This window comes from Desulfonauticus sp. (assembly GCF_055126295.1).
The window spans coordinates 118977-131637 of sequence record NZ_JBSRHE010000003.1 but is presented as its reverse complement, the minus strand read 5'-3'; the positions used below and the strand labels follow the sequence as shown (position 1 = coordinate 131637).

The 12661-nt window shown below is 42.1% G+C and carries 12 protein-coding genes; 3 read left to right on the top strand and 9 right to left on the bottom strand.

Annotation, left to right across the window (positions count from 1 at the left end):
• Nucleotides 1–4 precede the first annotated feature (4 nt).
• Together eno and folD are read left to right on the top strand one after the other, a co-directional pair.
• Entirely contained in the window at nt 5–1306 is a 1302-nt protein-coding gene (gene eno, locus ACTCIM_RS02835) for a phosphopyruvate hydratase (protein WP_464278834.1), read from the top strand.
• Nucleotides 1306–2157, top strand: coding sequence for a bifunctional methylenetetrahydrofolate dehydrogenase/methenyltetrahydrofolate cyclohydrolase FolD (gene folD, locus ACTCIM_RS02830; protein ID WP_464278833.1), 852 nt, complete (start codon nt 1306–1308; stop codon nt 2155–2157). Before eno ends, folD begins: the two co-directional genes overlap by 1 nt.
• Here folD and ACTCIM_RS02825 read toward each other — a convergent pair.
• From ACTCIM_RS02825 to ACTCIM_RS02810, 4 genes are read right to left on the bottom strand one after another with little or no spacing between them, the layout of a single operon-like run.
• Nucleotides 2143–3504, bottom strand: coding sequence for an L-serine ammonia-lyase (locus ACTCIM_RS02825; protein WP_472313766.1), 1362 nt, complete (start codon nt 3502–3504; stop codon nt 2143–2145). The genes folD and ACTCIM_RS02825 overlap by 15 nt on opposite strands.
• 2 nt (nt 3505–3506) lie before the next feature.
• Complete coding sequence (gene amrB, locus ACTCIM_RS02820) at nt 3507–4304, bottom strand: AmmeMemoRadiSam system protein B (RefSeq protein WP_472313763.1); 798 nt, start codon at nt 4302–4304, stop codon at nt 3507–3509.
• Between the two features lie 9 nt (nt 4305–4313).
• Nucleotides 4314–7196: a tetratricopeptide repeat protein gene (locus ACTCIM_RS02815; RefSeq protein ID WP_472313761.1), complete on the bottom strand. Its 2883-nt coding sequence runs from the start codon at nt 7194–7196 to the stop codon at nt 4314–4316.
• Nucleotides 7197–7249: 53 nt separating this feature from the next.
• A complete protein-coding gene (locus ACTCIM_RS02810) occupies nt 7250–8245 on the bottom strand; it encodes a sigma-54 interaction domain-containing protein (protein WP_464278827.1) in 996 nt (331 codons plus the stop codon).
• A gap of 71 nt (nt 8246–8316) precedes the next feature.
• Here ACTCIM_RS02810 and sfsA point away from each other — a divergent pair, with 71 nt between their 5' ends.
• Nucleotides 8317–9021 carry a DNA/RNA nuclease SfsA gene (sfsA, locus tag ACTCIM_RS02805; protein ID WP_029966478.1) on the top strand — a complete coding sequence of 235 codons (705 nt, stop codon included), beginning with the start codon at nt 8317–8319 and terminating at the stop codon, nt 9019–9021.
• Here sfsA and ACTCIM_RS02800 read toward each other — a convergent pair.
• Genes ACTCIM_RS02800 through ACTCIM_RS02780 form a run of 5 tightly spaced genes read right to left on the bottom strand, consistent with a single transcriptional unit; the run spans nt 9004 to nt 12646 of the window.
• On the bottom strand, nt 9004–9828 hold the full coding sequence (locus ACTCIM_RS02800; RefSeq protein ID WP_464278826.1) for an LpxI family protein: 825 nt from the start codon (nt 9826–9828) through the stop codon (nt 9004–9006). The two genes, sfsA and ACTCIM_RS02800, sit on opposite strands and share 18 nt — an antisense overlap.
• Nucleotides 9825–10619, bottom strand: coding sequence for an acyl-ACP--UDP-N-acetylglucosamine O-acyltransferase (gene lpxA / locus ACTCIM_RS02795; protein WP_464278825.1), 795 nt, complete (start codon nt 10617–10619; stop codon nt 9825–9827). The genes ACTCIM_RS02800 and lpxA overlap by 4 nt, the downstream gene beginning before the upstream one ends.
• Nucleotides 10619–11083, bottom strand: a complete 465-nt coding sequence (gene fabZ / locus ACTCIM_RS02790) for a 3-hydroxyacyl-ACP dehydratase FabZ (RefSeq protein WP_029966465.1) — start codon at nt 11081–11083, stop codon at nt 10619–10621. The genes lpxA and fabZ overlap by 1 nt, the downstream gene beginning before the upstream one ends.
• A 4-nt stretch (nt 11084–11087) precedes the next feature.
• Nucleotides 11088–12110, bottom strand: a complete 1023-nt coding sequence (gene lpxD / locus ACTCIM_RS02785; protein ID WP_472313759.1) for a UDP-3-O-(3-hydroxymyristoyl)glucosamine N-acyltransferase — start codon at nt 12108–12110, stop codon at nt 11088–11090.
• Nucleotides 12110–12646 carry an OmpH/Skp family outer membrane protein gene (locus ACTCIM_RS02780; protein WP_472313758.1) on the bottom strand — a complete coding sequence of 179 codons (537 nt, stop codon included), beginning with the start codon at nt 12644–12646 and terminating at the stop codon, nt 12110–12112. Before ACTCIM_RS02780 ends, lpxD begins: the two co-directional genes overlap by 1 nt.
• Nucleotides 12647–12661: the final 15 nt, after the last annotated feature.

Below are 12661 nucleotides of genomic sequence, written 5' to 3'. Positions count from 1 at the left end.
AGCGATGAGTATTATTACTGATGTTTGGGCCAGAGAAATTTTGGACTCTAGGGGAAATCCTACCTTAGAGGTGGAAATAGTCTTAGAATCAGGTGCCTTTGGTCGGGCTGCAGTGCCTTCAGGCGCTTCTACTGGTTCTAAAGAGGCCTTGGAACTTAGAGACAAGGATGAGAAGAGATTTTTGGGCAAGGGAGTAAGTAAGGCTGTAAATAATGTCTTAGAAAAAATTTCTGAACACATTATTGGCCTGGATGCCTTAAGGCAGGTGGAATTGGACGAACTTTTAATTGAACTGGATGGTACAGAAAATAAGTCCAACCTGGGAGCCAATGCTATTTTAGGGGTTTCTCTGGCTACAGCTAGGGCTGCTAGTAACTTCCTGGGACTTCCTCTGTATCAATACATTGGAGGCGTAAATGCCAAGATTTTGCCTGTGCCTTTAATGAATATCATCAATGGTGGCGTACATGCTCCCAACAACCTGGATATCCAGGAATTTATGATTTTGCCCATAGGGGCGTATAGTTTTAGAGATGCCTTACGGATGGGGGCAGAAGTATTTCATACTTTAAAAAAGATTTTGGCCAAGGATGGACATAGTACTGCTGTAGGTGATGAAGGTGGTTTTGCTCCCAACTTAAAGAGCAACCAGCAGGCCTTTGATTATATTCTCAAAGCTATTGAAGAAGCTGGCTATCAACCTGGTCCAGAAATCGCCCTGGCCATTGATGCTGCTGCCACTGAATTTTTTAAAGAAGGAAAATACCATTTAGCCGGGGAAAATAAGGTTTTTACTGCCCAGGAGCTTGTAGGCTACTATGAAGAACTGGTGAGCAAATACCCCATTGTTTCCATAGAAGATGGTCTGGCAGAAGATGATTGGGAAGGCTGGAAGATTTTAACGGATAGACTGCAGTTTTCCTGCCAGCTGGTGGGTGATGATATCTTTGTAACCAATCCCTATCTTTTGGCCCAGGGTTTAAGAGAAGGCATAGCCAACTCCATTTTAATTAAACTCAATCAGATTGGCACTCTTACCGAGACCTTAGATACCATTGAAATGGCCAAAGAAGCTGGCTTTAGCACTGTCATTTCCCATCGCTCTGGAGAGACTGAGGATAGTTTTATTGCTGATTTGGCTGTGGCTGTTAATGCCGGACAAATTAAGACTGGCTCTGTAAGTAGAAGTGATAGGCTGGCCAAGTACAACCAGCTTTTGCGCATTGAAGAAGAACTGGAAGATCAGGCTATTTACTATGGTCCAGCTTTGCGTATGCAATGGTTTGAAGAAGAGGGTGAGGAATAATGCTTTTACTGGATGGAAAAAAAACAGCTGCTGAAATAAGGGCTAAATTAAAGGCTGAAGTGGAGCAAAATATGGCCCAGGGGAAAAGAGCCCCTGGGCTGGCTGTTATTCTGGTGGGAGAAGACCCTGCTTCCAAGGTCTATGTTCGCAATAAAGAAAAGGCCTGCAGTGAAGCGGGTATTGTTTCCAAAAGCTTTCGCCTGCCTGCTGATACTTCGCAGACAGAGCTGAAAAATTTAATCCTGGATTTAAACCAGGACAGGGAAGTGGATGGTATTTTATTGCAATTGCCTTTGCCCAAACACTTAAACAGTCAGGAACTCCTGGAGCTTATTTCTCCGGCCAAGGATGTGGATGGCTTTCATCCAGAAAATGTGGGCAGGCTGACTCTGGGGTTGCCTGGCTTTCGTTCTTGTACTCCTGCAGGAATTATGACCTTGCTTAAACACTATGGGCTGGAGGTAAGTGGCAAAAAGGCAGTGGTCGTGGGCAGGAGCAATATTGTGGGTAAGCCCCTGGCCCTGCTTTTACTCCAGGAAAATGCCACAGTGACTATCTGTCATTCCAGAACCCAGGATTTAAGCGCAGAAGTAAGGGAAGCGGATTTTGTGTTTGCTGCTGTGGGCAGGCCCAAATTTATCACTGCTGAGATGGTCAAAGAAGGGGCAATAGTGGTAGATGTGGGCATTAACCGCACCGAAGAAGGTCTGGTGGGAGATTGTGATTTTGAAGGCCTAAAGGATAAGGTTGAGGCCATAACTCCTGTCCCTGGCGGAGTTGGACCCATGACCATTGCCCAGTTACTTTTAAATACCTTTGCAGCTTATAAAAAGAATTTAGCACTGGGCTAGGGTGGTAGCCAGCCCGCCCAGTGCGGTTTCTCTGTATTTTAAAGGCAAATCCCTGCCTGTCTCAGCCATTACTTTAATAATCTGGTCCAGGCTTACCTTTTGCGACTTGGGGTCTCCACTGGAAGCCAGGATATAAGCATTAAAGGCTTTTACTGCGCCCATGGCATTTCTCTCAATACAGGGTATTTGCACTAGACCGCCCACAGGGTCACAGGTCATTCCCAGATGGTGCTCCAGGGCTATTTCTGCTGCATTTTCTATTACCTGAATGGAATAGCCATTGACATGGGCAATCATGGCTGCTGCCATGGCTGAGGCACTGCCAATTTCCCCCATACAACCCACTTCTGCTCCAGAAATACTGGCATTTTGCTTGATGAGATAGCCAATTCCAGCTGCCACCAGGAGTCCTTCCAGCAAACTCTGGATATCAAAGTGAAAGTGATGCCTTAAGATATACAATACTCCAGGGATAACTCCAGCAGAACCAGAAGTGGGAGCTGTAACCACCAGGTGTCCGGCTGCGTTTTCCTCGGCAGCAGCCAGGGAGTAGGCGTTTAAAAACATTAAAAACCTGTCTGGAGTTTCAGCCAAAAAGGAAGCCCTTTCATATATCTTGGGGGCCTTTCTTTTAAGTTTAATGGAACCAGGCAGCTCTCCTTTGGTCTTTAAGCCCCTTTTTACAGCCATTTCCATGACATTAAGGACCTTGCGCAAATAAAAAAATACCTTTTCCCTGGTCTTACCCGTTAAACTCATCTCATTTTCCAGAATAATTTCAGCAAAGGAATGAGAAGTTTCTTGAATAATTTTTTTTAGCTCAGCCATAGAGGTAAAAGAATAGGGTAGAGTCTTTTCTTCCACTTTTTTACCTGGCCAGAGGATAAAACCTCCACCTATGGAATAGTAGGTTTGGCTGAATAATACTTTCTGCTCTGCATCCAGGAGATTAAAAACCAGGGTATTGGGATGGGGAAACTGATGCTCTATGGGACCAAACTTTATGTCTTCCAGCTTAAAGTTTATTTTTTTATCCTTGATGAATAATTCATATTCTTTTTTTTCTTCAAAAAGGGGGTTAAATACTTCTGGTGTACATTTATCTGGAGTGTAATTTAAAAGTCCAGCCAATATGGCCTTTAAAGTACCATGTCCCTTTCCAGTAGCACTTAAGGAGCCATAGAGAATGACTTCTATCCTTTTAGTTTTATCCAGAAGAGTTGATTCTAAGTTGTTTATTTGTTCTAGAAAGTGTAAAGCTGCTCGCATGGGGCCAATGGTATGAGAACTCGAAGGCCCAGGCCCTATTTTGAAAAATTCTTCTAAACTGATTTGTATGTATTTCATATTTACTCCAGAATAATTCCTGCATAACCTACTACTTGTTCAAAATCACCACTCGTTTCTGCAGAAGTTGTGTATTTTATTAAACTGCCTGTCTTCACTCCCCACTCTTTAGCTAAAAAAAGACCTAAAACCATGGGCAAGATCCCACACATACTTATATCGTATTGTTGGACTACTTTTACCAGGCCTATGGGGTCAAATTCTAAAATTTTATCAATGGCTTTTTTATCTCTGGCCAAAGCCTCCTGGTGGGAAATGTAATGACTCATATCAGAGCTTACCACAATAGACACTTTTTCTTTAGGAAGGATTTGAGCCAGTTCTAGAGCGGTTTTTTGTAATTTGCTGATATCATATTCTGCTACGCAAAGGGGTAAGATTTTGTACTCTGGGTTAAGCACATAGAGGAAAGGCAAAATTACTTCCAGAGAATGTTCAAAGAGATGGGCAGCAAAATCTCCATAACATAAGTTACTTTCTATGATTGGCGCAGCAAGGTCTTCTGCTACCTGTAAAAAACCGCCAGGAAAAAGCCATTTTCCTTCTGGCCAGAGACTTAGTTTTGCCCCTCTGCCCGTATGATTGGGACCGAGAAGAAGCAAGATGGGGTTGAGGTTGGCAGAGCCCAAGGTCTCTCCAGCTACTTTTCCTGAAAAGATGTAACCAGCATGGGGGACCATGCTAAGCAGGGTAGGAGCAGTTCTTTTTTGACCCAGAGCTAGGTAATTTTTGACTTCTGAAAAAAGTTTTTCTGGATTTTGGGGATAAAATTGTCCTGCTACAACAGGTTGGCGGTTCATGGCTAACTCCTATGGTTTGGGGGCAAAAAAGTTGGCCTTTTCTTTTAATTGGGCGATACTTAAGTCCCTTTTGGCTAGCTGAGCATAAAGGGAGTTTGCTTTTTTGGCAATAAGCTCTTTTAATGTGTCCTGCCAGGCCTTTTCATTGCCGTTTAATTTGTAGAGGTCAGCTAGTTGATATTGAAAGGAAGGCCATAAGGGGTCTTGTTCTGGGATGTATTTTTTTAACTCCAGGGCCCAACTTAAGGCTTCTAAGGTTCGGCCAGTGATACTGGTGGCCTTGATTAGCATTTTGAGGCAATCTATTATTTTTTCTTTATCTTGTTTTTTTTCTTGCAGAAAAAGAGAAAGGGCCTCTTGGGCAAAAATATAGACATTTTCCCATTGTTTTTCTTCTACATAGTGAGAAGCCAGAAAATAAAGAGCATAAGCCCTTTTGTTTACAGGAAGCTTAATGTCTGCTGCTAGCTTACGCCACAAGGGAATACTTTTGCTAACTTGCTTTTTCTTTTGATAAGCCAAAGCCAGGGCATAATCCACATTTTGTTTTTGGGTGTTGCTTAAGGGCCATTTGTTTGCCTTTTCCCCTAGGTTTACCACCCTGTCCCAGTCTTCCAGTTTTAAATAAAGAGTAAGAGCTAAAGCCAAGGCGTTTTGTACTTCTTGTTTTTGGGGATCTTGAGTAAGCATGGGTTTTATAATGTCTAGGGCCTTGGGTATATTGTTGGTTTGAATGTAAGCTGAGGCCAACAAAAGTTGGGTAGCAGGAGAAAGGTGGGATATAACCTGGTTTAGGAATGGATATTTGTTTAGGCTTTCTAATATCTTAGCAGGGCTATCGCCTTCGGTATATTTGTTTAAAATGGCTTCCAGGGCTTCTTTACTTACTTCTAAGGCTTTATCCTGAAGTTCAGAGTTGGGTTTTTGAAAAAAGTCCTTAAGTACTTGCAGGCTTTTTTCCGGGCGCTTGTTAAAAAGCTCCCACATGGCCAGTTTGATTTGGGCTAGGCTGGCCAAGGGACTTTGGGGATATTTCTGGATTATGGAAGTATAGATTTGCTGTGGTCTAAGGTTAAAGGGGCGATTGAAAACAGTAAACATATCTTTTAGTTTTGGCTGGTCATAAATGCCTTCTTCTGCCAGGCGCATGGCAGCAATAAGTCCACCTTCTTTTTCCGGGAAAAGCCTTACTGCTTCTTCGTAGAGCTTTTTGGCAGCTTGTTTTTGGTTTTCCAGTAAAAATATATCACCAATTCTAGCCAGAGCTATATCTGCTCCTTCCCCTTGAGGAAGCAGGTTGTAATAGAGCAGATATCGTTTTTTGGCCTCTTCCAGCAGCTTGTTTTTATAGTAAAGGTAGGCTGCCTGTAGAAGCACATCTGGACGCTTTAGGTAATAGCGAGGCCAACGCTGCTCCAGGTATTTAATAATGTCTAAACTCTGTTTATAGTACTCCAGGTTGTTTAAACTTTTGGCTAAGAGAATGGCTGCATCTTCTGCTATTTTGTGGTCTGGAAATTTGGTGATTAAAAATTGCAGTTCATCAGCAGCTTTTTGATACTGTTTTTGTTTAAAATAAAATTCTCCCCAGTAGTAGTAGATGAGAGGAATATTGGGGTCATAGGGATATTTTTCTTTTAAGAGGTTAAAGTATCCTCTGGCTTCAGGGATATTTCCTAATTTTAGATGAATATAGCCAAGATTGAGTAAGGCAGAGGGTACGCGTAAAGACTTGGGATTATAATTTATGGCCCGTTCATAGGCTGCAATAAGGTCTGCAAAACCTTCAGGTAGCTTGGATTTATATTTGTCAAAAAGAACATCTGCATAGAGATAGTATATTTCTTCTTTTAGCTTTTCGGGTAGCTTGGGATTTTTAATCATATTACCTAAACTTTCCAGAGCCACATCCAGTTCGCCATTTACTATGGCTGCTTTAGTGGTAATCAAAAGCCCTTCAAAATCAGGTGCTTGTTCAGTAGCATTGACTGCAGAAGGCTCGGTTTGGGCGGTTTGAGGAGTGGCTGCTGGGGTTGGTGTTGGGGCTGAAGGTGTTTGAATAGTCTCTGAAGCGCTGGAAGCGGGTTGTTCTTTTTCACTGCTGGAAGCATTGTTATCTTCTGAAGTAGGCAGATTAGTAGTAGAGGAGACTTGTTTTTCCATTTCTGTTGAAGGTCGAATTATTACAGCTTGTTCTATGGGAACCTTTTTTATAGGGGCTTTGAGTTTATAAAGGGGTTGCTGGTTAGCAGGAGAGAGAGGTTTCTTAGCAGGAGCAGAGGGTTTAGTTTCCTGGACAGGTTCAGGCTTTTTTTCTGGAATAGAAATAGGTTGTTGCTCTTCCTTAGGGGCTGTTGGTTTGGTTGAAGGAGTCTGGTCAGAGGCCCCGGGAGTTATTTTTTTTTCCACTGCCGGAGGTGTTTTTTTCTTTTCTGGTCTGGACTGGCTAGAAGTGCTGGAAGAGGTAGTTTTTTTAGGTTGAGGAGAAGTTTTTTTTGGGAGAGGTGTCCATTTTTTGCCCAGAGGGTCGTAGAAAATATCCAGGTAGAGTCTATTTTCATTTTTTTTCCAAAAAGAGATAAAGCCAAAGGCAGAAGTTTTGGTTTTTATTAAAATATTTTGTTTTTGAGGTAATAACTCCTTGACCAGGCGGGAAAAGGAAAGGTCCACAGGAGCAGGGGGAGGTTCTTTTTGTAAATAGGCTGCAGGCAGGATGATGCTTATTTCCTGGGTGCCTGTGCGGGTGACTTTTATTTTTGATAAGGGATTTTTAAATTGAAAAACTAAACGCTCGTTTTGAGGCTGTTTTTGCCAGAAAAATACCACTCCCCAGGAAGGAGTAGTAAGAAAAATAAGTAAAATACTTAGAAGAAAAATTATTTTTTTGTTCATATATCCTTAATATTCTTCCAGCTATCTGGAAAAATATGCAAAATTTGGGCTAATTATAATTCTTTCTTTTTAATTTTTTCAATTAAAGTGGTCCTTTTTATGCCTAAGATATTGGCAGCTTTATTTTTTACTCCCTTACTTTCTTCCAGAGCTTCTGTTATGAGTTTGTTTTCAATGGTTTCCAAAAAGGTTTTTAAATCCATTTTTAGCTGGAGCATATCCTGAAGGGAAGGAAAGGTGAAGGCCTCAGGTTTTTTGGGTTTAGGTTGATTTAGTCCCTGTTCTTTTAGAATTTTTTCAGGCAAATCTTCTATTTCTACGCGTTCATTTTCACAGAGAATAGAGATGCGCTCCATAAAGTTTTCCAGTTCCCGCACATTGCCTGGCCAGGAATAATTGAGGAGTAGTTCTTTTACTTCAGGAGAAAAGCTAAGAGGTGGACGATTTTTTAGGGTGCAAAACTTTTCTAAAAAGAAGTTGGCTAAAAGTAGAATATCTTCTCCTCTTTCCCTTAGGGGGGGAAGTTCTATGGGGATTACATTTAGGCGGTAAAATAAATCTTCTCGAAAGTTTCCCTTTTTTACTTCTTCTTCTAGATTGCGGTTGGTGGCTGCCACTATGCGCACATCTACTTTTTTGGTCTGGGTACCGCCTACCCTTTCAAATTCTTTTTCCTGAATTACGCGCAGGATTTTTACCTGCAGGCTCAGGTCTAACTCTCCAATTTCATCCAAAAAAATGGTGCCTCCATTGGCCAGTTCAAAGCGGCCAGGACGAGACCTGATGGCGTGGGTAAAGGCACCTTTTTCGTGGCCAAAGAGTTCTGATTCCAGGAGTTCTTTAGGGATAGCTCCACAATTGACAGGCACAAAGGGTCCTTTGTGGCGGGGGCTATTTTTGTGCAGCGCCCTAACCAGGAGTTCTTTACCTGTGCCTGATTCTCCAGTAACCAGGACAGTGGTGTCTGTAGGAGCTACTTTTTCCAGGATTTTAAAGAGTTGGGTTAGGGCTGGACTTTTTCCTAAAATGCCACAAGGGTCAAAGCTCATAGGTTCTCCTTAGATTAGCTTAGGGTGTAAAGTGTCAAATAGATGACTTAAAGTCAATATACAAGGAAAAAATGTTAGCTGTTTTTCCCCTTAAGTTTTCTTTACAAAAAGGAATTTTTTTGGCCCGCGAAAAGCGCTTTCGGGTAAAAGTGCGGGCTCAAGGTAAAGAGTTCTGGATTTATACCAATAATACAGGCTCCATGAGGGGCTTACTTGAGCCAGGTAGAACTATTTGGTTTAGTAAAAGTGCAAATAAAAAGAGAAAACTTCCCTATACCCTGGAGTTAATAGAGGTAAATGGGGTACTGGTGAGTGTTAATACTGCTTTACCCAATCAAATGTTGCAATTTCTCTGGGAGAAAAGTTTAATACCCTTCTGGAGAAACACGCATTTTCAAGCAGAAAAAAGTATTGGACAAAGTAGGCTGGATGGTTTTCTTCTGGGACAGGAAAAGAAGATATGGGTGGAAGCCAAAAATGTTACTCTAGTTGAAAATAACATCGCTTATTTTCCTGATGCCAAAACCAAAAGAGGAGTAAAGCATTTGCAGGATTTAATTGCTTTAGGCCAAAAGGGTGATTTGGCCTGTGCCCTTTATGTAGTGCCCAGGGAAGATGCCAGAGGTTTTTTGCCTGCTGATTTTATTGACCCTGACTATGCGTATTGGTTTTGGCAGGCAGTAAAAAAGGGCGTAAAGGTGTTTTGTCTGCGTCTTAAGGTGAGGCCTCAAGAGTTTATTTTGGATAGATTTATCCCTTTACTTAAGCGTGGTTAGATAGTCCTTACCCACTCCAACAATGGTAATATTGTGTTGATTGGCCAGGTCTATAGTTTCTTGCAGGTCAAAAAAAAGGCTGTTTTTAGACTCAAAAAAGAGGGCAGAAGCCCTGGCTTTGAGCATGGTTTTTAGGGTTTCCAGGCCTATGGCAGGCAAGTCGATTCTCCTGTCCTGTCCTGGCTTAAAGGCCTTTAAAACCACACAACCAGGACCTGTTAGCTCTCCAGCCCTTTTTATAGTGGCATTGGTTCCTTCAATGCCTTCTACAGCAATGACCATCTTTTCCTTTACCACCAGGCATTGGCCAATATCCAGCTCTCCCAATTTTTTTAAAATAGGCCAGCCAAAGTAAAAGTTCTCCACTTCTTCTGGACTTGGGCTGCGCAGGGTAAGGATTCCTTCTGGACCTAAAAGATGGGGGACAAACTTTTCTGCACTTACCACTGGTAAATTTTCACTTTCAAATTCAGCAATTAAGGCTTTGAATAAAGAGGCATCATTGCGGTTTTTCAGCTTGAAGAGAAGCTTGGCAGCCCTAAAGTCAGGTCTTATATCCAGGGCCTTGGGTTTGTTGATGGGGCCAGCAAAAACTATTTCCTGGGCCTTATGTTTTTTAAAAAAGTTTATAACCTTGTTCAGTTGCCCCAGTTTAACCCATAGAAAGCTATCTACTTCTTGTTCTAAAAGGGCATTGGTATGTTCTTTAAAACCTACCCCTACTACTTTGTAGTGTTTTTTTTTGGCCTCCTTAGCTATGAGAAAGGGAAATTTACCTCCCCCAGCAATAAGTCCTAAGATATTCATTTGTCTTGGGCAAAGGAGATAATACCGCGCTTACTGTTTTGGATAAACTTTAGAAAATTTTGCACTACAGCAAAGTTCCCCAGTTCTTCTTCTATTTTCTTCAGGGCTTCTTCTTGCCTAAGATTAGAAGTCCAGAGAATTAAAGAGGCTTTTTTTAGGGCCTGAATGTCTTCTTTGGCAAAACCTTTTCTGCGTAGACCCACGAGATTGGGACCATAGGCCTTGGCCCTTTCTCCTGCTACCAGCATATAGGGAGGAACGTCTTGAGCTACTCCAGTTTTCCCACCAATAAAGGCGTAGTCTCCAATGTGCACAAACTGGTGCACTGCAGAAAGGCCACCTATGGTAGCATGATTGCCCACTTTAACGTGGCCAGCCAGGGTAGCACAATTGGCCAGAATTACAGAATCTCCAATTTCGCAGTCATGGGCTACGTGGGTATAGGCCATAAGCAGACAGTTGTTGCCAATTTTGGTAACTCCACCACCTTCTTCTGTGCCACGGTGTAAGGTAGTAAATTCCCTAATCCTGTTATTATTTCCAATAATAAGCCAGCTCTCTTCCCCTTTAAATTTAAGGTCTTGAGGAATTTCTCCCACAAAGGCATAGGAGAATAGGTGATTGTTCTGACCTATTTTAGTGAAGTTTTTTATCTGGGCAAAACTGTCTATTTGGCAATTGTCCCCAATTTCCACCTTGTCTTCAACAATAGCATAAGGGCCTATGCAGACATTTTCTCCCAGTTCAGCCTTGGGGCTGACTATGGCTGTGGGATGGATTTGTCTAGACACTATCTATCCTCCCTGGGAACAATGGCTGCAGAAAGAATTCCCTGAGCTGCAACCTCTTGCTTTAAGAGGGCCTGGGCCCTCATTTTCCAGAGATTGAGCTTATGCTTTTCATAGTGTACTTCCAGGGTTAGAGTATCTCCTGGAAAGACAGACTTGCGAAAGCGCACCTTTTCCATGCCTGTAAACAGAAAAATTTTATCTTCTACTTCTTCCGGGATGCTTTTCATAACCAGGATTCCGCCAGCCTGGGCCAGGGATTCCAGAATTAATACTCCAGGCATTACAGGATAAGAAGGAAAGTGCCCCTGAAAAAAAGGCTCGTTGATGGAGACGCATTTGATGGCCTTGATGTACTTAAAGGGTTCATATTCCAGCACTCTATCTACCAGCAAAAAGGGGTAGCGATGGGGTAAAAGCTCTAAGATATCTTTACTTACAATTTCGCCCGGGACTTTTTCTAGCATGGCCTTATTCTCCTAATTTTTCTTCCAGTTCTTTTAGCTTTTTTTCCAGTTCTTTTATTTTTCTTTGCATTTGAGGTAGCCTGGGTAAAATAGTGGCTGTTTTTAAAAAAGTGAGATGAGGCATGGCTGGAATGCCTCCCACATCTGTGTTAGGAGGCAAAGATTTACCTACTCCAGATTTGGCAGCCACTCTACAGCCATCTCCAAGGGTCAAGTGGCCGGCAACTCCCACCTGCCCCGCTAAAATTACCTGCTTGCCCAGGGTGGTGCTGCCAGCAATTCCCACCTGAGCTACCAAGATGGAGTTTTCTCCTATTTTTACATTATGCCCAATCTGGACCAGATTGTCTATTTTAGTGCCTTTGCCTATTTTGGTTTCTCCTAAGGCTGCCCTGTCTATGCTGGTGTTGGCTCCTATTTCCACCTCGTCTTCGATAACCACTTTGCCCACTTGAGGAAATTTTTCCAATCCATAACTGGCCTGGGCAAAGCCAAAACCATCACTGCCAATTACTACCCCAGCGTGTAAGATAACCCTGTTGCCAATCTGGCTTTGAGCCAGGATGGAGACATTGGGGTAAAGCACACAGTCTTCACCAATGCTTACCTCTTCACCAATATAACAACCTGAAAATATGGTAGTGTTTTTACCTATTTTTGCCTTTTTACCTATGTACACAAAAGGATAAATGGTAGCTGTAGGGTCAACCTGGGCTTGGGGATGGATGTAGGCAAGTTCACTTTGTCCTTGAAAACTGCCCTGAGCTTTAGCAAAAAGCTGAACTGTCCTGGCAAAATCCAGATAGGGATTGTTACTAATCAGACACCTTGGAACCTTGTCTGCAAATTCTTTAGCTAAAATCACTGCTCCTGCCTTGGTTTGGCTAAGCAGAGGAGCATATTTGGGGTTGGCCAAAAAGGATATTTCATCCTCTTTGGCCTCTTCCAAGGTGTTTACTCCCTTAATTTCTAAATCTTCACCCTTGAGGGTGATTCCCAATTTTTGAGCTAGCTCAGAAAGAAGCATTATTTTTTACCCTTTTTGGCTTCTTTTTTCCAGGCCTTGTTTAGTTCAGCCATGATTTCATTGGTAATATCTACCTTTTCAGTGGCAAATAAAAGTCCGCTGGCTCGCATATCCCAGATAGCAGTATAGCCGTGCTTTTTAGCATAATCTTTGATAACTTTGGCCAGTAATTGAATGATGGGTTTGCTTAATTTTTGCTCTTCCAGTTTGAGTTTTCTCTGATAGGCTTGAACTGTATCTTGATAGTCTCTGACTTTTTTACGAAATTCCAATTCCTTATCCTGTTTGGCTTCTTGACTTAAAACCAGGGATTGTTTTTGCAATTCTTCTCTTAGGGTTTGCAGTTCTTTTTTTTGTTTTTCTATGTCTTCCTGCATTCCCTTGGTACTTTCTTTTAACTGTTTTAGCGCTTGTTGGCCGGGTTCAGATTGACTTAAGACCTTTTGCATGTCCACTACGCCGATTTTGGTCTCAGCCAGAGCTAAGGAAGTGATAAATAAAGTGAGTAATACACTTAAACCTAAGATTTTTTTCATTGAAGACTCCTTTTT